This window comes from Paraburkholderia humisilvae (genome assembly GCF_902859855.1).
Lineage (GTDB): Bacteria > Pseudomonadota > Gammaproteobacteria > Burkholderiales > Burkholderiaceae > Paraburkholderia > Paraburkholderia humisilvae.
Window position 1 is genome coordinate 152,435 of record NZ_CADIKH010000017.1, and the last position, 22,468, is coordinate 174,902.

General features: G+C 64.1%; 23 protein-coding genes. 4 read left to right on the plus strand and 19 right to left on the minus strand.

Annotation, left to right across the window (positions count from 1 at the left end):
- Nucleotides 1-175: 175 nt before the first annotated feature.
- The 15 genes from HV796_RS19610 to flhD form a co-directional block, all read right to left on the minus strand.
- A complete protein-coding gene (locus tag HV796_RS19610; protein ID WP_246355936.1) occupies nucleotides 176-1,438 on the minus strand; it encodes a DUF3443 family protein in 1,263 nt (420 codons plus the stop codon).
- 24 nt (nucleotides 1,439-1,462) lie between these two features.
- Nucleotides 1,463-2,053 carry a DUF2844 domain-containing protein gene (locus HV796_RS19615; RefSeq protein ID WP_175228155.1) on the minus strand — a complete coding sequence of 197 codons (591 nt, stop codon included), beginning with the start codon at nucleotides 2,051-2,053 and terminating at the stop codon, nucleotides 1,463-1,465.
- Between the two features lie 323 nt (nucleotides 2,054-2,376).
- Nucleotides 2,377-3,084 (minus strand): protein phosphatase CheZ, encoded by a 708-nt coding sequence (cheZ, locus tag HV796_RS19620; RefSeq protein WP_175228156.1) that lies wholly within the window; start codon nucleotides 3,082-3,084, stop codon nucleotides 2,377-2,379.
- A gap of 1 nt (nucleotide 3,085) precedes the next feature.
- A complete protein-coding gene (cheY, locus tag HV796_RS19625) occupies nucleotides 3,086-3,481 on the minus strand; it encodes a chemotaxis response regulator CheY (RefSeq protein ID WP_175228157.1) in 396 nt (131 codons plus the stop codon).
- A gap of 230 nt (nucleotides 3,482-3,711) precedes the next feature.
- Nucleotides 3,712-4,800, minus strand: a complete 1,089-nt coding sequence (locus HV796_RS19630; RefSeq protein WP_175228184.1) for a protein-glutamate methylesterase/protein-glutamine glutaminase — start codon at nucleotides 4,798-4,800, stop codon at nucleotides 3,712-3,714.
- Between the two features lie 5 nt (nucleotides 4,801-4,805).
- Nucleotides 4,806-5,549 (minus strand): chemoreceptor glutamine deamidase CheD, encoded by a 744-nt coding sequence (gene cheD, locus HV796_RS19635; RefSeq protein ID WP_175228158.1) that lies wholly within the window; start codon nucleotides 5,547-5,549, stop codon nucleotides 4,806-4,808.
- Nucleotides 5,546-6,499: a CheR family methyltransferase gene (locus HV796_RS19640; protein ID WP_175228159.1), complete on the minus strand. Its 954-nt coding sequence runs from the start codon at nucleotides 6,497-6,499 to the stop codon at nucleotides 5,546-5,548. Before HV796_RS19640 ends, cheD begins: the two co-directional genes overlap by 4 nt.
- 155 nt (nucleotides 6,500-6,654) lie before the next feature.
- A complete protein-coding gene (locus HV796_RS19645) occupies nucleotides 6,655-8,544 on the minus strand; it encodes a methyl-accepting chemotaxis protein (protein WP_175228160.1) in 1,890 nt (629 codons plus the stop codon).
- Nucleotides 8,545-8,568: 24 nt separating this feature from the next.
- The gene (gene cheW / locus HV796_RS19650; protein WP_175228161.1) at nucleotides 8,569-9,096 is read right to left on the minus strand and encodes a chemotaxis protein CheW; all 528 of its coding nucleotides are present in this window, start codon (nucleotides 9,094-9,096) and stop codon (nucleotides 8,569-8,571) included.
- A gap of 70 nt (nucleotides 9,097-9,166) precedes the next feature.
- On the minus strand, nucleotides 9,167-11,461 hold the full coding sequence (gene cheA / locus HV796_RS19655) for a chemotaxis protein CheA (protein WP_175228162.1): 2,295 nt from the start codon (nucleotides 11,459-11,461) through the stop codon (nucleotides 9,167-9,169).
- A gap of 105 nt (nucleotides 11,462-11,566) precedes the next feature.
- On the minus strand, nucleotides 11,567-11,938 hold the full coding sequence (locus HV796_RS19660) for a response regulator (protein WP_175228163.1): 372 nt from the start codon (nucleotides 11,936-11,938) through the stop codon (nucleotides 11,567-11,569).
- 29 nt (nucleotides 11,939-11,967) lie between these two features.
- Entirely contained in the window at nucleotides 11,968-13,056 is a 1,089-nt protein-coding gene (motB, locus tag HV796_RS19665; protein WP_175228164.1) for a flagellar motor protein MotB, read from the minus strand.
- Between the two features lie 94 nt (nucleotides 13,057-13,150).
- A complete protein-coding gene (motA, locus tag HV796_RS19670; protein WP_134191637.1) occupies nucleotides 13,151-14,011 on the minus strand; it encodes a flagellar motor stator protein MotA in 861 nt (286 codons plus the stop codon).
- Nucleotides 14,012-14,222: 211 nt separating this feature from the next.
- Nucleotides 14,223-14,768, minus strand: coding sequence for a flagellar transcriptional regulator FlhC (flhC, locus tag HV796_RS19675; protein WP_175228165.1), 546 nt, complete (start codon nucleotides 14,766-14,768; stop codon nucleotides 14,223-14,225).
- 96 nt (nucleotides 14,769-14,864) lie between these two features.
- On the minus strand, nucleotides 14,865-15,194 hold the full coding sequence (gene flhD / locus HV796_RS19680) for a flagellar transcriptional regulator FlhD (protein WP_175228166.1): 330 nt from the start codon (nucleotides 15,192-15,194) through the stop codon (nucleotides 14,865-14,867).
- A gap of 695 nt (nucleotides 15,195-15,889) precedes the next feature.
- On the opposite strand from flhD, the gene HV796_RS19685 reads away from it, so the two are divergent.
- A complete protein-coding gene (locus tag HV796_RS19685) occupies nucleotides 15,890-16,957 on the plus strand; it encodes a glycosyltransferase family 4 protein (RefSeq protein ID WP_175228167.1) in 1,068 nt (355 codons plus the stop codon).
- Between the two features lie 398 nt (nucleotides 16,958-17,355).
- On the opposite strand, the gene HV796_RS19690 is transcribed toward HV796_RS19685, so the two are convergent.
- Entirely contained in the window at nucleotides 17,356-17,658 is a 303-nt protein-coding gene (locus HV796_RS19690; protein ID WP_175228168.1) for an H-NS histone family protein, read from the minus strand.
- Nucleotides 17,659-18,246: 588 nt separating this feature from the next.
- Between HV796_RS19690 and HV796_RS19695 the strand changes: the two genes are divergently transcribed.
- Nucleotides 18,247-18,540, plus strand: a complete 294-nt coding sequence (locus tag HV796_RS19695) for a hypothetical protein (protein ID WP_175228169.1) — start codon at nucleotides 18,247-18,249, stop codon at nucleotides 18,538-18,540.
- A 198-nt stretch (nucleotides 18,541-18,738) separates the two neighbouring features.
- On the opposite strand, the gene HV796_RS19700 is transcribed toward HV796_RS19695, so the two are convergent.
- Both HV796_RS19700 and HV796_RS19705 read right to left on the minus strand, forming a co-directional pair.
- Complete coding sequence (locus HV796_RS19700; RefSeq protein WP_175228170.1) at nucleotides 18,739-19,560, minus strand: Cof-type HAD-IIB family hydrolase; 822 nt, start codon at nucleotides 19,558-19,560, stop codon at nucleotides 18,739-18,741.
- Between the two features lie 55 nt (nucleotides 19,561-19,615).
- Nucleotides 19,616-20,506, minus strand: a complete 891-nt coding sequence (locus HV796_RS19705) for a glucosamine kinase nucleotide-binding domain-containing protein (protein WP_175228185.1) — start codon at nucleotides 20,504-20,506, stop codon at nucleotides 19,616-19,618.
- 125 nt (nucleotides 20,507-20,631) lie between these two features.
- On the opposite strand from HV796_RS19705, the gene HV796_RS19710 reads away from it, so the two are divergent.
- Complete coding sequence (locus tag HV796_RS19710; RefSeq protein WP_246355940.1) at nucleotides 20,632-21,231, plus strand: DNA-3-methyladenine glycosylase I; 600 nt, start codon at nucleotides 20,632-20,634, stop codon at nucleotides 21,229-21,231.
- Between the two features lie 133 nt (nucleotides 21,232-21,364).
- Here the strand turns inward: HV796_RS19710 and rpsU are convergent, their stop codons facing one another.
- Nucleotides 21,365-21,577 carry a 30S ribosomal protein S21 gene (gene rpsU, locus HV796_RS19715; RefSeq protein ID WP_075155305.1) on the minus strand — a complete coding sequence of 71 codons (213 nt, stop codon included), beginning with the start codon at nucleotides 21,575-21,577 and terminating at the stop codon, nucleotides 21,365-21,367.
- Between the two features lie 750 nt (nucleotides 21,578-22,327).
- On the opposite strand from rpsU, the gene HV796_RS19720 reads away from it, so the two are divergent.
- On the plus strand, nucleotides 22,328-22,468 hold a 141-nt coding region (locus HV796_RS19720; RefSeq protein ID WP_484555916.1), incomplete at its 3' end, for a flagellin N-terminal helical domain-containing protein.

The following is a 22,468-nucleotide window of genomic DNA, read 5'->3' on the forward strand; positions in this document are numbered from 1 at the left end:
CTGCCGGTTTTCCGGGTGAGAGCGATTATTCCCGTAGACGTAAAGGGACGATCGCCGGATAAGGGGCGTTAAACGGGGGTATTTCGCCGGATGGAAGGCGGCTTGCCGGGCGGCTGCGGACGCCGCCCGACGGGAGCGGCCCCAGGGCGAGGCCGCTCGTCATGGCTCTTCGCGGCTAGAACGCGATAAACGGCGCCTGGCCGCCGTTCGAGCTCAGGTCGAGCCCGTGGTAGACGGTCCGGCCGAAGTAGAACGGCAGGCCGAGGTCGAGGGTCGTGCCGGGTGCCGTGCCGGCCAGATTGCTGAGCGCAAAATTGCCGGATTTGAAGAGATTATTCGCGTTGTCGGCGGCGAACGTGACCGTCGCCGACGTCGTGCCCGCCACGCCCTGCAATGTCGCACTGAAGGTCTGCTTGCTGGTCGGACAATAAAAGTCCGGCGCGCTGCTGCCGCACGACGGCAGCGACGCGCTGAAGAAAAGACCGTTCGAGCCGGTGTCGAGGAACGCGTCCACGCCGGGCGCGCCATTGAACGTACTGTTCCTCAGGTCGCCGGCCGCGCCGGTCGCGAACGTCGTCACGGTGCCCGGCATCGCGTTGTTCGCCTGCGTGTTGATACCGAAGATAACCAGTCCCGTCACGGTGCTCGAGCCGCCGTCCGGGACCGCCGGAAACTGCACGAGCACGCCGTTGTTGTCGGTCGCGAAGTGCGCGATCGGGTTGGCGACCTGCTGGTTGAGCGCGACCGGCGCGCGTGCACAGCTCGCGGTGGTCACGTTCGGCGGGCACGAAAAGTAGGTGCTGGGATTGCTGTTCGAGATCGGCAGCGAGCACGCCGACCCGCAGTCGTTCACCGCCACGCCGATCCCGAGAATGCCGTTCGCATTCAGCGCGCTTGCGGTATCTTCGGCATTCGTCGCCGGCACCGTATCGGTGCAGTGGTCACTCGGGATCGTCGCGTCGGGCAGGTCGCCGATCACCTGAATCGGGATGCTGCTCGCCGTCTCGCCGCCGATATGCACGTCCGCCGTGCGGACCGTCCCCCAGGTCAGGCCGTCCGCGAAAAGCGCGCATTGAGCGAGATTGCCGGAACCCGACGGCAGGGTCGGCAAACTGCCGAGGATCGAACTGAGCGACGAGTTGACGATCCGCAGGCCGAACGACTTGGTGTCGAGCAGCACATTGTCGATGGTCTGGCACGCGCTCGCCGAACCCGGCGCGCAGACCGTGACGCTGACCGTCGGAATGTTCGGGACGGCCGATACCCCCTTGTTGACCACCGTCGAGATCTGGTTCGATCCGCTCGGCGCCGGGCTGCTCGGCGACGAGTTCTGGCTGTTGTTGCTGCCGCCGCCCCCACCGCACGCGGCGATCAGCGAAACGGCGAGCGCAGCAGCGGCGGCTTTCAGCCACCGCGTCATTCTGGTTGTTCGTTGCACGTCGATTCTCCAGTCGTCGGTGGGTTAGCGGATATCGTCGCCGGTCACGCCGCCCGGCAGCTGCGCCGGCAACCATGCGGCGCCGACGAAGTGGCCCATATGGCCGCCCGACCGGACGACGATGCCGCCCTGTTCGACTGTCGCCGGGCCGCGCTTGACACCGCGAGCGGCCCGCGCGGCACTCGCCCCTTCCGCGTATTGCTGGTAGTACTGGTCGCCGAAGATCTGACTGAGCTGCGGCATTGCCGGGCCGTCCCACGCGGCGCCGAACACGATGCCCGCCGGCGACACGTACTCGCGCACGACGGTGCCGGTTCCAAGCGTCGTCTGACGCACGGTGTAGGCCGCGGCACCCGATGTGCCCGACGCGCCCGATGCCGCCGGCATCGTCGACGAGGCGCCTGACGCAATGGCATTGCGCATCGTCGCGGTCGCCGTCGTCGGTGACGGACTGGACGAAGTGACCGTCGCGCCCTCCGGCGTCGCCATCGGACTGCCGCCCAACGCCGCTTGCGCGGATGGCGCGGCTGCCAGCAAGCCGGCCGCGCCGAACGCGGCAGCGGCCAGAGCGCGCGCGCATGCGCGCACCGGCCGCGACTGATTCGAATCGAACATCAGCACTCTCCCCCGTTTGAAGACGCTGCGGCCTATGGGTGCCCAGGCCCTCAAGCCCTCCAGGCCCCCAAGGCCGCAACCAGCCCGAACCCGGTTTGCATCACGCCGCTCAACAGCCCATGCCGCTTAGCTGGCATTCCTCACAACGCCGGCGCTGACCGAAAGCGACCCGGAAAGCGCCCCGGCCAGCATCCGACAGCGCATCGCAAGCTCGCTCGCTGGTCGCGTTGCGTGATGGCTAGTATGCCTGTGGACGCCGCAGAGGGACAGGCTCCGCAGCCGTTCAAACGGCCGCGGACTGGAAAATTGCGGAGGCTGTCGGATTAGAAGCCGAGGCTGGCGAGCAGATCGTCGACCTGCGATTGATCCTGCATCACGTCGGCCTTGCCTTCGGGGTTGATCTGCGGACCGTTCAGCAGACCCTCCGGGCTGCCCGTCGCGGACGTCTCGGCGACCAGCGCGGCGGCGGTCGCCGCGAACTGTTCGCGCCGCTCGGGCGCGATGTTCTCGACCAGCACGCCGAGCAGCTGCTGCTCGATCACGTAAACGATCTCGGTGATTTTCTTGATCACCTGGCCGGTCAGATCCTGAAAATCCTGCGCGAGCATGATCTCGAGCAGTTGCTGGTTGGTCGCCGCCGTCGCGTCGGGCAGCTTGCCGAGAAACGCGTGCGTGTCGTCCATGAGCGTGCGCACCTGGTTGCGCTCGAGCGGCGCCGCATACCATTGCGTCCAGCGCGCATCGAGCGCGCCCGCTTCCTGTTGCAGCTGCTCCTGAATCGGCTTCGCGACTTCGATCGCGGTCAGCACCTTTTCGGCCGCCTGCTCTGTCATCGTCGCGACATATTTCAGACGGTCACGTGCGTCCGGCACCGCTTCCGCCGCACGCTCGACATGCTTGTCGATGCCGAGTTCGCGCATCGAATCGCGCAGCGTGCGTGTCAACTGGCCGATCCGGGCGAGAATCCGATCGGTGGTGTGATCGCTGTCGTCGCGCGCGACCGCGTCCTGCGCGTTGGTCGGCTGGTCCACATCAGCTCCCGGTTTTGCCCATCTTTTCAAGAATCTTGTTCAGCTTCTCGTCGAGGGTCGCCGCGGTGAACGGCTTCACGACATAGCCGCTCGCACCAGCCTGGGCGGCCGCGATGATGTTCTCCTTCTTCGATTCGGCCGTGACCATCAGCACCGGCAGATGGGTCAGGTTCGCGTCCGCGCGAATTTCCTTCAGCATCGCGAGACCGTCGAGGTTCGGCATGTTCCAGTCCGAGATCACGAACTCGTACGTGCCGCCGCGCAGGCGTGCGAGACCCGCCGCGCCGTCTTCCGCCTCGTCGACGTTCGAATAGCCCAGCTCTTTTAGCAGGTTGCGGACGATCCGGCGCATCGTCGGAAAGTCGTCCACCACCAGAATTTTCATTCCCTTGTCCATCTTCTCATTCCCCTGGATTGCTTGATCCGGCCGGGTGGCGCGCCGCCGCCCGTTCGTCATTCAGTTCCCGTCCACGCTCACGCCAACGTGCGGCACAACCGCAGCGAGCCGCATCGATTCCTCGTATAGCAAGGTTATCGGCGCTACCGCGGTTACTCTGTAACCCAATCGACCCACATGGACCCCGCCGCCGCGCGCTCGCCGAGGCAAGCGCGCCGCGACCGGCATGATTACACACGCTGCACCCGTTCGCCCATTGCGTTGAGTCGCGCCATCACGCGGCGGCTCATATCGGCAAGCGGAGAGATATCGTCGGCGGCGCCCATCGCAATCGCTTCGCGCGGCATGCCGAACACGATGCAGCTCGCTTCGTCCTGCGCGAATGTATAGGCTCCGGCGCGGCGCATATCGAGCAGACCTGCCGCGCCATCGCGACCCATGCCGGTCAGAATCACCCCCACCGCGTTCTTGCCCGCATGCTGCGCGGCCGAGCGAAACAGCACATCGACCGATGGTCGGTGACGGTTCACCGGCGGATCGTCCGACAAATGCGCGATATAGTTCGCGCCGCTGCGCGCCAGCAGCAGGTGGGCGTGGCCCGGTGCGATGTACGCGTGGCCAGGCAGCACCCGTTCGCCATGCTCCGCTTCCTTCACCGTAATGCGGCACAGGCCGTTCAGGCGTTGCGCGAACGACTTCGTGAAACCCGGCGGCATATGTTGCGCAATCAGCACCGCGGGTGCATCGGGCGGCAGCGGCACGAGCACTTCGCGAATCGCCTCGGTGCCGCCGGTCGACGCGCCGACGATGATCAGCTTCTCGGTACTGACAAGCGGGTTGTTGAAAAGCGGCGCGGGCGTCGCGGCCCCGGCCGGATGCGCACCCGCCGCATGCGCGGCCGGCGCGGCTTGCCGCACGCGCGCACGGGCCGCCGCGCGGACCTTGTCGGCAAGCTTCTCCGCGTACTCGAGCATGCCGTCGCGGATGCCGACGCGCGGCTTCGTCACGAAGTCCACCGCGCCCAGTTCGAGCGCGCGCAGCGTGATTTCCGAACCGCGCTCGGTCAGCGACGACACCATCACGACCGGCATCGGACGCAGCCGCATTAGCTTCTCGAGGAAATCGAGGCCGTCCATGCGCGGCATTTCGACATCGAGCGTCAACACGTCCGGGTTGTGCTGCTTGATCAGCTCGCGTGCAACGAGCGGGTCAGGCGCGGTCGCGACCACTTCCATGTCCGGCTGGCCATTGATGATCTCGGTCATCAGGCTGCGGATCAGCGCCGAATCATCGACGCACAGTACCTTGATCTTTTGCACAGTTGTCACGCCTCCTCCGCGGTCCGCGCATTATTGGAATCGTTCTCGCGGCCGCCCGCGCCGAACAGCTCGATACGAGGTCTTGCCGCGCCGCCGGTGCCGCCCGCACCCGGCGCTGAGCGGCCGGCGCTGAACAGCTCGACGCGCGCACGCGCTTTCGCGAGACGCTCGGCGCGGGCCTCGGCAGTCTGCCGGGCCAGCACGCGTTCGCGCTCCGCCACATCCGGATCCTGCTGCAACCCGAGCTTCTTGACCATCACCTGGCCGGTGCGCGGCAGGAACGCAACCTTGCGCGGATGCGCACCCTGCAGGTCTTCGGCGACGATACGGATCTTTTCGAGCGCCAGATAGCGCCGCACGAATTCCGAGTTGCGATCGCCGATGTTCATCGTCGTCATGCCCGCGAGTACCGCCGCGCCGCCGAATACCTTCGCTTCGAGCCGCTCGCGGCGCCCGCCTGCCTTGATCAGCTCGTTGATCAGCACTTCCATCGCGTACGCGCCGTAGCGCATCGCATCGGAGGCCGCCTGCACGACTTCCGCGCCGTCGTCCGGCAGCATGAAGTGGTTCATTCCGCCGATGCCGGCGGTGCGGTCCTGAATGCAGGCGGCGACGCACGAGCCGAGCACGGTGACGAGCACCATGTCCTCGCCCGTCGTATAGAACTCGTTCGGCAACAGCTTCACGCCGGGTCGCTTGAAGTGATTGTCGTAATAGAGATTGTTCGCGATCGGCAGACCGGTGCTCATGCGTTCACCTCATGGGTCGCACCGTGCGCGCGGCTGCCACCGTGCGGGCGCGCCTGAGCGGACGCGGAGCCGGTGTCGCGCGTCAGTTCATAGACGGTCTGTCCGCGCAGCCGGAACGCCTGCGTCACATACGTGAAATTCTCCGAGTGGCCTGCGAACAGCAGGCCACTCGGCTTGACGAGCGGCTCGAAGCGCGCCAGCACCTGCGCCTGAGTCGGCTTGTCGAAGTAGATCATCACGTTGCGGCAGAAAATCGCATCGAACGGGTTGCGCAAGCCGTAGTCATGATCGGTGAGATTGATCCGGTCGAAACGGATCATCGCGCGCAGCTCGGGGCGTACCTTGACGAGCCCCGCATGCGCGCCGGTGCCGCGCAGGAAGAATCGCTTCAGACGTTCAGGCGACAGATGCCGCACTTGCTCGTACTGATAGACGCCTGCCTCGCATTTCGCGAGCACCTGTGTATCGATGTCGGTTGCCAGCACCGTGGCCTGGCGCGCGACCGATTCGCCGAGCGCCTCGACCAGCGTCATTGCGATCGAATACGGCTCTTCACCGGTCGAGGCCGCTGAACACCACACCGAAACCGGCTGCGGCCGCTGTTTGACGAACTCCGCGAGAATCGGAAAGTGATGGGCTTCACGGAAGAACGCGGTCAGGTTGGTCGTCAGCGCGTTGGTGAACGCCTCCCATTCGGCCGGATCGTCGCTTGATTCGAGCTGGTCGAGATAGATGCGGAAGCTGTCGATGCCGAGCGCGCGCAAGCGGCGCGCAAGCCGGCTGTACGCCATGTCGCGTTTATGGTCGGACAGCGAGATGCCCGCGCGGCGATGGATCAGCTCGCGAATGCGTGCGAAGTCCGACGACGTGAACTCGAAGTCGCGCCCGGGTTCGCCGGCGCGCGGCGAATCCGCACGACCGTTGCGTGGCGATGCGCGCATATCGCTCATTGAATTCCCCGCTCGCGCGCTGCGTGGCTGGCACGATCTGCACAGGCGCACGCCGGCAACGGACGGCCTCGCCCGCGCACGCTGAACCAGCGCGCTGTGCCGTTTCGCCCGTTCGCGGGCGCGAAGCCGTACCCCTGCATTTCCCGTCAATCCTTCTAGAACGTTTCCCAGTCCGCATCCGAGCCGGCCGGCGACGCCGATACCGCCGGCGCCGATGCCGCCGCGGCACGACTTATCGTCGGCCGCTTCAACACCGGTTCGGTACGGCCAGCCGGCGTCTCGCGTTTCGGACCATCGTGTTTCGCCGCGTCGTGTTTCGCCGCCGCATGTTTCGGCGCAGCGGCGTCAGCACGTGCAGCGCTGCTGTGCGCGGCAAGCGCTGGCTTCGTTGCGGATGCAAGCGGTTTTGCCGTGCTCGCCGGCGCGGCCGACTGCGGGCGAACCGGCGCACGCAGCGGCGCTGCGAACGTCGCGAAATCCGCGCCGCCCGTGCTCAACACGCGCCAACTGGCCACCACGCCGCGCAATTGCCGCGTCTGCTCTTCGAGCGATGCCGCCGCAGCGGCCGCCTGTTCGACCAGCGCGGCGTTCTGCTGCGTCACGTCGTCCATCTGGCTCACCGCGCGATTGACCTGTTCGATCCCGCCCGACTGCTCTTCCGACGCGGCGCTGATCTCGCCCATGATGTCGGTCACGCGGCGCACCGCTTGCAGGATCTCTTCCATCGTCGTGCCGGCGCGACCGACCAGTTCCGAGCCGCCCTGCACCTTCGCGGCGGAGTCGCCGATCATCTCCTTGATTTCCTTCGCGGCGCTCGCGCTGCGCTGCGCGAGGCTGCGCACTTCGCCGGCCACCACCGCGAAGCCGCGGCCCTGCTCGCCGGCGCGCGCCGCTTCGACTGCGGCGTTCAGCGCAAGGATATTGATCTGGAACGCGATCCCTTCGATCACGCCGATGATGTCGACGACCTTGTTCGAGCTCGCCGCGATGTCGCGCATCGTGACGACCACTTCGCTCACCACTTCGCCGCCGCGCGTCGCGATATCGGACGCATTCACCGCAAGCTGGCTTGCCTGGCGCGCGTTCTCGGCGTTCTGGCGCACGGTGCCGGTCAGTTGCTCCATGCTCGACGCGGTTTCCTGTAGCGACGCCGCCTGCTGCTCGGTGCGTTGCGACAAATCGGTATTGCCCATCGCGATCTCACGCGCACCGGTATCGATCGACTCGGTGCTTGTGTGCACCGCCCTGACCAGCGCGGCCACGCCGTCCTGCATTTTGCGGATCGCCGCGAACAGTCGCCCCATCTCGTTGCGGCTCGTGGTCCGCACGCTCTGCGTCAGGTCGCCGGTCGCGATCCGCTCGAAGCATTCGATCGCTTCATCGAGCGGCTTCGTGATCATTCCAGTCATCACGACGCGCACAACCACCATCATCAGCACCGCCACCACGACGCCGGCGATGATCAGCACTTTCATCGTCGAGATCGTCGCGGCGGCGTCGGCCTGCTGGCGGCTTGCGCGGTCCTGCAATGCCTTGACGATCGGCGCCGCCGCGTTGTCGAACGAGACGAACAGCGGGCTGATTTTCGTGTTCGCGATTTTCCGGTAAGTGGTCAGATCGACGTCGCGCAGCGCGGCGATCTCCGGCTCGACACCGTCGTGCAGCAGCGAAGTACGACGCGCGAGCGCTTCGTCGATCAGCCCCTGATCGACGCCGCCTTTTTGCAGCGACGCGAAGGTCTGCCACGCTTCATTCGATTTGTTGAGCAGCTCCTGCGCACGATCGATCGCCACCTTCGCCTGATCGAGCTCGCCGTCGCTCAGCAAACCGCTTGCGCGATCAAGCGAGACGCGCCCGCGCAGCAGATAGGTCGACGTATCGCTCAACGCGCGCGTCGCCGCCAGATCGCCGTTTGCAATTTCGTCGAGCGCATCGCTCGCGCGCGTGAGCGAAAACAGCCCGAGCGCGCCGACTGCCACGGTCAGCAGCACCAGCACGGCGCCGACCATGGTCATCGCCGCGCGGATCGACCATCGGTTCAACATGTCGTTCTCCCGCCGCTTCCGCTGTTAAAGGCTGACCGCCTCGATCAGCTCCATTTCGCGGCTCGTCATCAGCTTCTCGATGTCCATCAGGATCAGCATGCGACCGTCGACCGTGCCGAGGCCGGTCAGGTATTCGGTCGTCAGCGTCGCGCCGAACTCGGGCGCCGGCATGATCTGATCGGCGGTCAGCGTCAGCACGTCCGACACGCCGTCGACCACCATGCCGACCACGCGGTGCGCGACGTTCAGGATGATCACCACCGTCTGATGGTCGTATTCGACGCGGCCCAGATGGAACTTGATGCGCATGTCGACGATCGGCACGATGATGCCGCGCAGGTTGATCACGCCCTTGATGAAGTCCGGCGCGTTCGCAATGCGCGTCACGCTGTCGTAGCCGCGAATTTCCTGCACCTTCAGAATATCGATGCCGTATTCCTCGGCGCCGAGCGTGAAGACGAGGAACTCCTGGCCGCCGGCTTCGGCCTGCGCTGCATCGCGGCGGCTCACTGCGCCGCCCAGGGCCGGGTTGATCGATTGAATGTCTGCCACGTTAGCCCCCAAAGGGTATTGGTTGGTGTGTCAATGGTTGACGGTTACCGGATGCCGCTGCGTCGCCCGCTCACGCCAGCGCGAGCGCGCCGTGCGCGGCGCGCGTCTCGCGGTTGAGCGCGGCCACGTCGACAATCAGGGCAACGCTGCCGTCGCCGAGAATGGTCGCCGCGGATATGCCATGCACTTTCCGGTAGTTGGTTTCGAGGTTCTTCACGACCACCTGCTGCTGGCCGACCAGTTCGTCGATCAGCATCGCAAAACGGCGGCCTTCGGTTTCCATGATCGTGACGATGCCCTGCGTCGGATCGGTGCGCGCGCCTTCGACGGTGAACACGCCATGCAGTGCAACGAGCGGCAGATATTCACCGCGCACCCGCACCACGCGCTCGCCGTTCGCGACCGTGTAAATATCTTCGGCGCGCGGCTGCAGCGACTCCATCACGAAGTTCAGCGGCAGGATGAAGATCTCGTTGCCGACCTTCACCGACATGCCGTCGAGAATCGCCAGCGTGAGCGGCAGCACGATGCGTGTCGTGCTGCCCTTGCCCGCGTGTGACGTGATTTCGACGTGACCGCCCATCGACTGGATGTTGCGCTTCACCACATCCATGCCAACGCCGCGGCCCGACACATCGGTCACCTGTTCGGCCGTCGAGAAACCCGGCAGGAAAATCAGGTTCCACACTTCCTCGTCGGTCATCGATTCGCTGACCGCCATCCCCTGCTTCAGCGCCTTCGCGAGAATCTTGTCGCGGCGCAGACCCGCGCCGTCGTCGCTCACTTCAATCACAATGTTGCCGCCGTGATGCGCGGCCGACAGCACCAGCTGGCCGGTGCCGTCCTTACCCAACGCGCGGCGCGTCTCGACGGTCTCGATGCCGTGATCGAGACTGTTGCGCACGAGGTGCGTGAGCGGGTCGATGATGCGCTCGATAAGGCTCTTGTCGAGTTCGGTCGCCTGACCGAAGGTGACGAGTTCCACTTCCTTGCCGAGCTTCGCCGCCAGATCGCGCACCAGGCGCGGGAAGCGGCTGAAGACGTAATCCATCGGCATCATGCGGATCGACATCACCGCTTCCTGCAGGTCGCGCGCATTGCGCTCGAGCTGGGCCATCCCGTTGTACAGGCGGTCGTGCAGCGCCGGATCGAAGGTGCTCGTCGTTTCCGCGAGCATCGCCTGCGTGATCACCAGTTCGCCGACGAGGTTGATCAGCTGATCGACCTTCTCGACGCCGACCCGGATCGAACTGCCTTCCGCCCCCGCCGCCGCTGCCGGACGCGCCTTGCGGTCGTGGTCGCCGGATGCCTGCGCGGCGGCCGGCGCGGATGCTGCGGCAGGCGCGGGCGAGAGGCCCGGCGCGGCGGCGCCGTCGCTACCCGCATGGCCCGCTGCGCCGGCGGCTTGCGCGGCAACGGGCACCACCGCAGCCGGCGCCGCAGCAGCAGCCGGAACCGGTGCCGCAACCACCGGTTGCGCCGGCGCTTGCGGCGCGGCGTGTGCGGCTTGCGCCGCCGCTTCCTGAGGTTGTCCGTCGCCCGCCGGCGCGCTGCCGCGGCCGATCGAGATCTGGCTCTCGTCAATGACGAAGCAGCACACCGCGATGATGTCGTCGGACGGCACATCGGTTTCCAGCCACAGCGTCAGATCGCTGCCGGTCTTCACCTGGCCGACGATCTGTCCGAGGTTGCCCAACTCTTCAGCGAGCAGCGCCTCGTCTTTCTCACCAACTCCCCGTAGCGTAATTTTCAGATGTGGCCCGGCGGTGTCTGCTGCGCCGCTTGATGCCGGTGTTGCATGGGCCGCCGCGTCGCCGCCCTGGCGCGCGTTGGCCGCATCGACAGCCTGGTCGACCACGTGCTCGGGCGTCGCGCCCGCCGTAGCCGGCGCTGGCTGCGCAATCGTTGGCGCGGCGGCGGCTGGAACGGCGGCGGGCGCCGGTGCGGGTGCGGCCGCTGCTTCGGCGCCGAAACGGTTCTCCGCGTTGAGCCGCTCGAGCTTCGCGCAGATCGCCGCGGCCACCGCCGCGTCGGGCTCCTGGCTCGCGCGGTAGTCGGCGAGCTGACCGGACAGCACGTCCTTCGTTTCGAGGAACGTGTCGATCATGTCCTTGCGCAGCACGAGTTCGTTGTTGCGCGCGCGATCGAGCAGCGATTCGAGGATGTGCGTCGTCTCGGTGAGCGCGGTGAAGCCGAACGTCGCGGCACCGCCCTTGATCGAATGCGCGGCGCGGAATATCGCAGCGAGATCTTCCGGGTCGGGTTGGCCGACGTTGAGATTGAGCAGCAACTGCTCCATCTGCGCGAGCAGTTCGTCCGCCTCATCGAAGAACGTCTGATAGAACTGTGTGATATCGAGTGTCATGCCTGGTTCACCGCGAATGATTCTGTCTGCTGGGCTCGTGCTGCTTGCTGCGCTTTTTGCTCTGCTGTCCGCTACGCAAGGTGCCGCGTGGCGGTGCGTTCAGGTTCAGTCAGGCGCATCGAGCGTCTGGACCAGCTCGGTCAACATGTCCGGGTCGAGGGGTTTCTCGATCCAGCCGGTTGCGCCCGCCGCGCGCGCCGCCGCCTTGAACGGCTCGCCGGATTCTGTTGTCAGCAACAGGATCGGCGTCGCCTCATAGGCCGGGTTCGCGCGCAGTTCGACGATCAGATCGACGCCGGTCTTGCCCGGCATGTGCTGATCGGTCAGCACCAGATCGAACGCCATCGCAAGCGCGTGCTCAAGTCCTTCGTCGCCATCCGCCGCGACGGTCACGTCGTAGCCGGCGGTCGTCAGCGTCGCGGAAAGAATCTCCCGCATGGCGGCCGAATCGTCGATCGCGAGAATGTGCCTGATCATGAAAACCTCGCTGCGTCTCGAATATGGGTTTACTTGATCTGCGGTGCCGCGGGCGCTGGCTGCGGCGTCGCGATGCCCGGCGCCGGAACGTCCGGCACCACCACGCCCGGCGCCCGCGCAGCCGGTGCGGCCGGTATGGCGACAGCCGGCTGCGCGATCTTCTGCAGCAGCGGCGGCGCGAACGCCGCCGAACCGCCGGCATCGTTCGACAGCGTGGTCGTCGTCGTATCGTCCTGCATCATCTGGTCCTCGGACTTCTTGTTGAGCACGATGATGCTGATGCGCCGGTTCTCCGGGTCGAGCGGGTCGGCCTTGTTCAGGTTCTGCGTCGATGCAAGACCAATCACGCGCAGCACCTTCGACTCGTCCATTCCGCCTGCCACCAGTTCGCGCCGCGACGCGCTCGCGCGGTCCGCGGACAGCTCCCAGTTGCTATAGCCTTTCTCGCCGCCCGCGTAAGGCACCGCGTCGGTGTGACCCTGCACGACAATCCGGTTCGGCACGTCGTTCAGCGTCTTGCCGATCTCACGCAGGATGTCGCGCATATACGGTTCAACGACGTCTTTCGCAGTCGCAAACATCGGCCGCTTCTGCGAGTCGACGATCTCGATGCGCAAGCCCTGGATCGTCGAGTCGATGCGGATCTGCTGCTTGAACTGGCGCATCACCGGGTTCGCCTGGATCGCGGCCATCAGCTTCACCTGCAGGTCGTGCAGGCGCACCTGTTCGCGCCGTTCGAGCTGGCCTTGCAGTTGCGCCGCCGCTTCGTCGTCGTTGTGCGATACCGAATGCGTGCCGTTGCGCGTCGTGCCGTCGGTCTGGCGCATCACACCTTGCCGGTCGGTCGACACGTCGCGGCCGCCCGCGCGCAGCACGCTCGAGTCGGTCGAGCTGCGGTCGCCGCCCCACAGCGTGATCTTCAGCGGCTGGTTGAAGTAGTCGGCAATGCCTTTCAACTGCACGGTGCTGGCCGAGCTGAGCAGCCACATCAGCAGGAAGAACGCCATCATCGCGGTCATGAAATCCGCGTAGGCGAGCTTCCACGCGCCGCCGTGGTGACCCTTCTTGCCCGGCGACGAGCGTTTAACGACAATCGCGCGATCCTTATCCTTGCTCATTCGGCTGCTCCGCCTGCCCCTGCCTTCAAATCCGCTTTGCCGGTTCGCCTGCCTGACTCAACCCGGCCTGTTTCGCCGGCTTTACTTCGCCTGCTTACTTCGCTTTCACGCGCCGCACGTGCTCTTCGAGTTCCGAGAACGACGGACGCTCGGTCGAGAACAGCACCTTGCGGCCGAACTCGACGGCAATCGCCGGCGCATAGCCGTTCAGGCTCGCGAGAATGGTCACCTTGATGCACTGGAACATCTTGGTCGACTCGGTCACGCGCTGTTCCGCAACGCTCGCGAGCGGCCCGATCAGCCCGTACGAAAGCAGAATGCCGAGGAACGTGCCGACCAGCGCCTGCGCGATCATCTGGCCGAGAATCGCGGGCGGCTTGTCGGCGGACGCCATCGTATGCACGACGCCCATCACCGCCGCGACGATACCGAAGGCCGGCATCGCGTCGCCGATCTTCGCGAGCGCATGGCTTGGCGCCTCGCCTTCCGCGTGATGCGTTTCGATCTCTTCGTCCATCAGGCTTTCGATCTCAAACGCATTCATGTTGCCGCCGACCATCAGCCGCAGATAGTCGGTCAGAAATTCGACGATATGCCGGTCGGCGAGGATCTTCGGATACTGCGTGAAAATCGGACTCTTCTCCGGATCGTCGATATCGGCTTCGAGCGTCAGCGTGCCTTCCTTGCGGGCCTTCGCGAGCAGCACGTACAGGAGCGCCATCAGCTCCATGTAGACGTCCTTGTTGTATTTCGAGCCCTTGAAGAGCGTCGGAATCACGCGCACGGTCGCTTTGATGGTTTTCATCCCGTTGCCGAGAATGAAGGCTCCAACGCCCGCGCCGACGATCATCAGCACTTCGACCGGCTGCAGAAGCGCAGCCAGATGGCCGCCCTCCAGCATGTAGCCGCCGAAGACGGACAGCAGCGTCACGAGTGTTCCCAGGAAAATCAGCACCGCGGAGCCCCCAAAATAGGCGACGGAGATCGTCGTTAAAGGGGTTTACGGCAGAGGAACGAAAAACCTTTGATGGAAAAAGCGACATGCCGCCCCGGTGTAAACCTTGGGGCGGCGGCGCTTTGCGGCCGGTTCAGGCGGCCCGCGCAGCCGGCGTCGCCGGCCATTTGCGCCGCGCGCGAACGGGCCGACGGGCCAACCCGGGCCCCAGTCACGCCGCCGCGCGCGCCCGGTCGTCCGCGGCCTTGCGGGTCTTGCCCGCCCGCGAAGGCGGCTGGCACAGTCCGCACACGAAGCCAGCGCGCGGATCATGTGCGTGGGCGACGAAATGACCGCCGCAACGCGTGCACTGCATCAGCTGCAGCATCCCGGAATCGAAGAAGCGCACGAGCGTCCAGGCTCGCGTCAGGCTCAGCACGGGTTCTTCGCCGTGCATCTGCACGTGCTCGCGGTACAGCCGGTAGCCCTTGACGATCGACTGGATCGTCTCGCACCCGCCGCGCGCCGACATGAACCGGTAGATGTTGTAGAACAGCGACGAATGAATGTTCGGCTGCCACGTCATGAACCAGTCGGTCGAGAACGGCAGCATGCCCTTCGGCGGCGATTCGCCTTTCAGCTCCTTGTACAGCTTGATCAGGCGGTCGCGCGACAGGCTGGTTTCCGCTTCGAGCAACTGCAAGCGCGCGCCGAGTTCGATCAGTTCGATCGCGAGCGTGATTTCGCGCACTTCGAGCACCACGCTCTTAGTGGCCATGGGCGGCGCGCTCCGTCTGATAGCCGGCGGCCGGCCGGATCGGCCGCAAGCCGAACCGCGCAATGAGTCGCGTGCAATCCTGCGACGCGGCGCGCATCAACCGATCTGCTCGACGGGCTGGCCCGCCATCAGGATCGCGGAGTGCGCCTGGCTGACGGAAGACGGCTTGCCCTTGTCGGCGAGCGAAGAAAGAATCGCGTGATCGTCGAAACGGAACCGGCACAGCAACTGGTTCGACGCCGACAGCTTCACGGTCTGCGCGAGCGTCAGATTCGCAAGCACGTCGGCGAGCTGCTCCGAGATTCCCATGCGGAACATGCCCATCGGTTTGTCCTCTCGCAGCAAACGTTGCGCGAGCAACAGATACGACAGGTTCACTTCCTTGATCTCATTGAGCATGTCACTACTAGCGACGGCAGCGCTCATGATTCCCCCGAATTTGATGCCTGGATTGAAGCTTGATTGGTCTTGACTGATCTTGTCTGGCCGGCACGAAATCGTTTGCCTTCGCGTCCGCACTCAACTCGTTATGGGGACACGAACGGCAGTGTGATGACCGTGCACGCATTGTGTCCTTAGTGCATTCGCACGAAAAGCGGACATACGCCCCTTTTATGCGACGGAATTGTCCATTAATTCTGTAGGAATTTTTCCTACAGAAACGGGGAAGGAAGCTTGAGGGATTTTTTGACCGGACGAATGCGCCGGACGGAGGGGAAAACGGCGAGCGAATTATAGGGCGATTTCATCAGACCGCAACAAAGAACGTGTAACCGCCGACGTACCGCTTGCCATCAGGGGGCCGGCTCGCCGATCATGTCGGGCGGCCGCAAAGGGTTGTCGGATAAGGCCGGCATGCCCGGTGGGGCAATTGCAACAGCCGGTGTTTCCCGCTGTAACAACATTAAGCGTTTGAAAAATAGGTCGAATTATCACGCTGGATACCGATAATGGGCCTTAAGGGATAACCCGATTTTGGCCTGCTTCGGCTTCAGGCCGCCATCGGGCGAGTGCACCCAGATGTTTGCACGCGCCCCGCCCGTCCGTCCGACCGGCACTCGCCTTTCGCTGCGCCTCTTGCGCCGCCGTGCGAAGTAGCCCTTTGAACAGGAGTCAATACAATGCGAATCGCACAAATCGCGCCGCTTTACGAAGCCGTTCCTCCGAAGCTCTATGGCGGCACCGAGCGCGTCGTGTCTTACCTTACCGAGGCGCTGGTCGACCTCGGCCATGACGTGACGCTCTTCGCGAGCGGCGATTCCGTGACGTCCGCCAGGCTCGAAGCCGCATGGCCGCGCGCGCTGCGTCTCGATCCAACGATCCGCGATGCAATGGCGCCGCACATGCTGTTGCTCGAGCGTGTGCGCCGCATGGCGCACGAATTCGACGTGCTGCACTTTCACCTCGACTACCTGCCGTTTCCGCTGTTCACGCAGCTGGACACGCCGTTTGTGACCACGCTGCACGGCCGGCTCGACTTGCCCGAACTGCAGCCGGTGTTCGATACATTCGCCGATGCGCCGGTCATCTCGATCTCCGATTCGCAGCGCCAGCCGCTGCCGCAGGCGAACTGGCTGAACACGATCTACCACGGCCTGCCGGACGATCTGCTCACGCCGCGTACCGATCGCAAGCCCGAGTATCTGGCCTTCCTCGGCCGGATCTGCCCGGAAAAGCGTGTCGATACAGCCATCCGGATCGCCGCGCAAAGCGGCTTGCCGTTGAAGATCGCCGCGAAGGTCGACAAGGTCGATATGGAGTACTTCAAGGCGGAAATCGAGCCGCTGCTCTCGCAGGCGCACGTCGAATTCATCGGTGAGATCAACGAGGCGCAGAAGCCCGAGTTTCTGTCGGGCGCGAAGGCGCTGCTGTTCCCGATCGACTGGAGCGAGCCATTCGGCCTCGTGATGATCGAGTCGATGGCGTGCGGTACGCCGGTGGTCGCGTTCAACCGCGGCTCGGTGCCGGAGGTGATCGATCACGGTCTGACCGGCTACATCGTCGAGGATCTGCAAGGCGCGGTTGCCGCCGTGCAGCGGATCGACGAGCTGTCGCGCGAGAAGATCCGCGCCCAGTTCGAGCGGCGCTTCAGTGCGAAGACGATGGCGCAGAACTATGTCGACGGCTATATGACGCTGATCGAGGCTGCACGCCGGCCCATCCTGCGCCGCGTCGCCGCCGCAGGCTAACGATGGCGGTGCGTATGGCGCCGGACCGAGCGTCGGCGCCACGCGGTTTCGTCACCGGCTTTGCGATGTTTTGAACCATGCGCTTTTCGTGAATATCCAGATGTAAAACGTTTGCGCACATCCGGATCACGGTAGAACGCGGGGAATTTGTAAAAAAGCCGCCTTTCGAAGGCGGCTTTTTAATTGCCCGCAGCCGGGCCAGGTATCTGACCTGGGGCACGGTTTTCGGGTCGATCGATTGCAGGTTCTTTTGGATCGCCCTTACATCGCGCATTACCCGTGTTCGCCGAATTCCGAATTACTCTGACAGAGCCGGTTTTCAGCAAACACCGGATAACCATTGCGAAACCGTGTATGGTTCAGTCCACGCCCGGTTACGCAATATCCATACACTTCGATTACGCCTGACCGATCAGGAAGCGGTCGCGGCTCTTGCCGGCAATCCATTTCGGCGGCTTGCCGCGGCCGCTCCACGTATTGCCGGATTTCGGATCGCGGTATTTCGGCGGCAGCGGCGCCTTCTTCGGCGGGCGGCCGCGCCGTGCCGCAGCGGCAAAGCCCAGGTCTTGCGGCGTCAAACCGTACTCGGCAATCTGGCGTTGAATTTCGGCAATCACATTGCCGACTTCCACACGGCGGGCTTCGTCCGCCTGAGCTTGCAGCTTGGCGATCTGAACCTTCAGATCAGCATATTGCGACATTTCGGCCTCCCTTTTTGTCCAACCCCGTCGGTTCGGAGATTAGCGTTGTTTAATAAAGTCCGCAACAGACAATAATGCATTTTACGCGAAAACTTCTGATAATTTTTGCGAAAGAATCCGCTAAATGCGCCGCAAATTTTACGAAGAATATGGGGTCCCCCAGTGCGGAATTAACAAAAGTTGACACCTGCATTCGAAATGAGTCTGTTCGAATGCGCTCCAATCGGGATATATCCGGGTAATTGCGGGTTCCGTTAGGCGAGTCTCGCGAATCGCTTGTGTGAGGTTCATCTGGCGTTTTGCATCGTAGTGAAGCGCGCTTGCCGGCACGGCCACGGGGGCTCGATTAAAGAAACGGCACAGATGTAAGACGGGTTTACGGCACATGCCACGCGATTCTGCACTGCGCGCATACGCGGTTCGCCAACGCCACGCGCGATACGGCTTTGCAGCACGCGGCGAGCGTGGTCGGTTCATTCAACCGCAAAACGGCGCTTGCACTCCGTAACATCCTGTCTCAGTACCCCGCCAGCGGAATGCGTAGATTGGACTTGTGCGACCGAGGTGTCGCGTTATGGGAGAACCAACATGAAGCGCATCGTCACTCATCTGCTCATCGCAGCAGGTCTCGCGGCCGGTGCATGCGGGGTCGCGCAGGCGCATAGCAGCCTTAGTATCGGGCTGTCGCTCGGTACGCCGGCACCCGCATATGTTCAGCCAGCGCCGGCGTATGCGGCTGCGCAGCCGGTCTACTATCCGCACTGGGACCGCGGCGCGGACTATCACGGCTGGAACCGCGGCGACGATCATCGCTGGGCGTACCGCGATCAGAATCCCCGCGGCTGGGACCACGACCGAAGCCGAGGCAACTGGCATGACTAACCGGAGCTGAGTCTCAGGTATGGACTGCCATCGACTGGCAGCGACGCAGCATACGGCTACGCGTGTCGACCGGCCGTGTCGATCTACTGTGTGACTGACGCGCCGCTGCCGCCGCTAACGACTCCGGAAGTGACCGGCTCAAAATCAACTCATTGCGGGCGCAACGGATTGCGTCCGCCCACTCCTTCTTCAAAACCTTCAAGGCATCACTTCGTCGGGCAGCTCAAACAGCTTGCGCAGATGATGCGCGACACCCGCCTCGAAGTTATTGCCGATGCGCGGTACCGCCGGCAGCCTTGCGATCAGATCCGGGTTCGCGTTGTTCATCATGAACGGGTGACCCGCGGTTTCAAGCAGATCGATATCGTTCATGTTGTCGCCGAACGCGACGCAGCGGGCGGCATCGATGCCGAGACGGTCCAGCACGACCTGCAGGGCGCGCCCCTTCGACACGTTCGGCGCCATCACTTCGAGGCAGTCGGGCATCGAATACGTCACGTATAACGACGCACCGAATTCGAGTTCGAGATTGGCCGACACGGCGGTGAGATCGTCGGGCTCGCCGATATAAAGCACTTTGGCGATGTCGCGGCCATCGTGCGCATGCAGATCGACGACCTCATAAATAAAGCCCGAATCCTGGTGGTAGCGCAGCAGGTGCGGTGCATCGCGGTCGATGAACCATTCGCGGTCCGCAAACAGATTGGCGATCACGCGGCCATGCGCGCCGGTGATCTCCGGCTGCACGAGACGCTTCACCGTGACGGGCGGCAGGTTCTGCGCATGGATCATCGTGCCGTCGGGCGCGTGAATGCGCGCGCCATTCGACGTAACGAGATACGGACGGATGCCGAGCACATCGCAAATGCCTGCGACATCGGAATAGTGCCGACCGGTCGCGATAATGAAATGCAGCCCTTGCGCTTCGAGGCTGCGTACGGTCGCGACCGTGAATGGGTCAACCTGATGATTTGCGTTAAGCAGCGTGCCGTCGAGATCGGTGGCGATGACGCTATACATAATATGGGCAGCGAACGACTTCGGAATTCGTATTTTATCGTCGCGCGCCACCCGATCACGCGCCCGTGGGGAAAACCTTCACCGCTTCCCGCTGGGCGAGCTGCAGTGCGCCGTGCGCCGAGTCGGATAGCGGCGCGCGCAGACGTGCCTGCAGGCCGGCCGGCACGAACTCGCGCAACGGCACCGACAACCCGCCGCACAGCGCGACGGGCAGCGAACCGTCCGGATTCAGTGCAGTGGCCATCTGTTCGATCTGCTCACCGGCCTCGGCAAGCAGCCGCGCCGCGACTGGATGATCGCGATGCGCAAGCACGACCGGCGCAAGACTCGCATACGCGGTCTGATTCGCGCTACACAGCCAGACAACGAGGCTGTCGCGGTCCCGTGCGCCGACCCGATCGAGCAGTGCGCGCGCGAGATCATCGAGCGGCGCACGGCCATCGAGCGCCCGTTGCGCATGAACGATGATGCGCAGGCCGAACCACACGCCGCCTGCCTCGTCCGCGGTCGGATAGCCGTAACCGCCGGCAATCCGGCAGGCGCCGGCATGATCGAGCGATGCCGCGATGCTGCCGGTGCCGATTGCGACCACCACACCAGGGGCGCCGCCATGCGCACCGAGCAGCGTCGTGTACGCGTCGCTTTCGACCGCGAGGCCCGCAATGGCCGGCGCCTTGTCGCGGAACGCAGCGAGCCAGTCGCGGTTGTTGACGCCCGCCAGCCCGCAACCGACCACACAGCGCGACCAGTCGAGCGCGAGGCCGGCGCGCGCAAATGCATCGGCGCTGGCGGCTTCGATCGACTGCCACGCGCGCTCGACGCCGAGCGCGAGGCCCGATGGGCCACTCGCGGCGCTCGCCAGTTCGCGCCCTTGCGCATCGCCGAGCACGACGCGCGTGCCCGTGCCCCCGCCATCGACGCCAATCAGATAGAAGTGCGTATCCATTGGATAAAGGTTCATTGAAAATGACGCGGCCGAATGGCCGGCTTGCGAACCGGTAGCGATCCGCTATGCTTGCAAAGCCCTTCCCACCCACGACCCCGCAGGAGCCCAATGTGACACAACAACGCGTGACGCAGCGATGCACCTGGGCAACCAGCGAAGCACTCGCACACTATCACGACAAAGAGTGGGGTGTCCCCTCCCGCGACGATCGCCATCTGTTCGAGATGCTCGTGCTCGAGGGCGCGCAGGCCGGCTTGTCGTGGTCGACGATCCTGAACAAGCGTGAAGGATACCGCCGTGCGTTCGCGAATTTCGAGGTCGACGCGGTCGCCCGCTTCACGCCCAGGCAGATCGACGCGTTGATGCTCGACGCGTCGATCGTCCGCAATCGCGCCAAGCTCGAGTCGGTGGTCGTGAATGCGCGCGCGGTCCAGCAGATTCGCGAAGAACATGGGTCCCTGTCGAACTTCATCTGGTCGTTCGTCGACCAGACGCCGATCCAGAACGCGTGGGCCAGCTACCAGCACGCGCCGGCGTCGACTGAAGTCTCCGATGCGCTTAGCAAGGGCCTGAAGGCGCACGGTTGCAAGTTCGTTGGCACGACCATCTGTTATGCGTTCATGCAGGCGGTCGGCATGGTCAACGACCATCAGGCGAACTGCGAATTTCACGCGAAATGCGCGGCGCTCGGCAAGAAGGGGCGTAACCGGAACGCAAGCCGCTGAGCGCGACCCGACTGTAACACCGTGGACAGCGCAAAAAAGCGGGGTGAACCTGAAAGGTTCACCCCGCTTTTTTATCTGAGCCCCGCGCGCGCCTGATGCTCAGGTCTTACCGCCCGGGTGGCGCCGTCGATGCTTAGTGGAGCTTCTTCGGCAGCATCTGGCTGCGCAGGCGCTTGTGCAGGCGCTTCACCGCAGCAGCCTTCTTGCGCTTGCGAACTGCCGTCGGCTTTTCGTACGACTGACGCTCACGCAATTCGGCGATCAGGCCGTTCTTTTCGATCGCGCGGCGAAAGCGGCGGATCGCCACTTCGAACGGCTCGTTTTCCTTCAAAAAAATGGTCGTCATGGAGTTCCTAACTCGATCATTGATACGGTTTCAACTGCGTGAGGTGATTCACGCGCCGGCGCTCCGGTGGGATGCCCCGCCGCTCTTGGCCACGCGAGGCCGGAACAGGGCAAACAGCTTGCGAAGCGGCCCGGAGGCCGGAAAAGAGAGGTGGGAAGTTCACCACAGACGCTGGCTCACGCTGACACCGGTTACTTCACGAGTGACCGTGCCGCCCAACGGCGATCTCAATCCAATCCGCGATCATATCAGGAATATGCGTCGCAGGCCACTCATTTTTGCGTTCGTCAGGGACTTGTAGATTCGGGGCGTCGTCCGCGCCGCCGCCGGCCGCGCGCCGCATCCGCCGGCCATCATGGCAACCTGCCTGTGCCCCATATAGCCGATGCCGCAGGCAACGCAACCCGCGATGCAATTCGAATAGAAACCATATCGCAGGGACCCATGCTCCCGCGCGCCGATGGTCGCCGCTCAGCCTCGTGCGAGCCGCGCAGCCCGTGTCATTAACAAATTTTTACAGATTCTCCGGGTGGTCCCAAACGCCTGAATCAGAAAGATTTTCGGCAAAGCGGCCGGAGAGCCGCAACCGGCGCGGCGTTACAACAAATGCGTCCGATCGTGTTCGCTCTCTCAAGTTTTTTTTCTCAACGCCGTCAACCTTCACTGAGGCGGCCAGCAATGAACGAGTGCTTCCGCCGATCTCAACGTTGCCATGTTGTTTGAAGACTAACGCCTCTACGGAGAACCCTCATGCTCAGCATTAACAGCAATATCAGCTCGCTGGTCGCTCAGGAAAACCTGAACGCTTCCGGCAGCGCACTGTCGCAGGCGATCACCCGTCTGTCGTCGGGTAAGCGCATTAACAGCGCGGCGGACGACGCAGCGGGCCTC

Coding starts and splice junctions, on each gene's coding strand:
- HV796_RS19615 (WP_175228155.1), bottom strand. CDS start 2,053: ATGTTCGATTCGAATCAGTCGCGGCCGGTGCGCGCATGCGCGCGCGCT.
- cheY (WP_175228157.1), bottom strand. CDS start 3,481: ATGGACAAGGGAATGAAAATTCTGGTGGTGGACGACTTTCCGACGATG.
- cheD (WP_175228158.1), bottom strand. CDS start 5,549: ATGAGCACCGGTCTGCCGATCGCGAACAATCTCTATTACGACAATCAC.
- HV796_RS19640 (WP_175228159.1), bottom strand. CDS start 6,499: ATGAGCGATATGCGCGCATCGCCACGCAACGGTCGTGCGGATTCGCCG.
- HV796_RS19645 (WP_175228160.1), bottom strand. CDS start 8,544: ATGTTGAACCGATGGTCGATCCGCGCGGCGATGACCATGGTCGGCGCC.
- cheA (WP_175228162.1), bottom strand. CDS start 11,461: ATGACACTCGATATCACACAGTTCTATCAGACGTTCTTCGATGAGGCG.
- HV796_RS19660 (WP_175228163.1), bottom strand. CDS start 11,938: ATGATCAGGCACATTCTCGCGATCGACGATTCGGCCGCCATGCGGGAG.
- motB (WP_175228164.1), bottom strand. CDS start 13,056: ATGAGCAAGGATAAGGATCGCGCGATTGTCGTTAAACGCTCGTCGCCG.
- flhC (WP_175228165.1), bottom strand. CDS start 14,768: ATGGCCACTAAGAGCGTGGTGCTCGAAGTGCGCGAAATCACGCTCGCG.
- flhD (WP_175228166.1), bottom strand. CDS start 15,194: ATGAGCGCTGCCGTCGCTAGTAGTGACATGCTCAATGAGATCAAGGAA.
- HV796_RS19685 (WP_175228167.1), top strand. CDS start 15,890: ATGCGAATCGCACAAATCGCGCCGCTTTACGAAGCCGTTCCTCCGAAG.
- HV796_RS19690 (WP_175228168.1), bottom strand. CDS start 17,658: ATGTCGCAATATGCTGATCTGAAGGTTCAGATCGCCAAGCTGCAAGCT.
- HV796_RS19695 (WP_175228169.1), top strand. CDS start 18,247: ATGAAGCGCATCGTCACTCATCTGCTCATCGCAGCAGGTCTCGCGGCC.
- HV796_RS19700 (WP_175228170.1), bottom strand. CDS start 19,560: ATGTATAGCGTCATCGCCACCGATCTCGACGGCACGCTGCTTAACGCA.
- HV796_RS19705 (WP_175228185.1), bottom strand. CDS start 20,506: ATGGATACGCACTTCTATCTGATTGGCGTCGATGGCGGGGGCACGGGC.
- rpsU (WP_075155305.1), bottom strand. CDS start 21,577: ATGACGACCATTTTTTTGAAGGAAAACGAGCCGTTCGAAGTGGCGATC.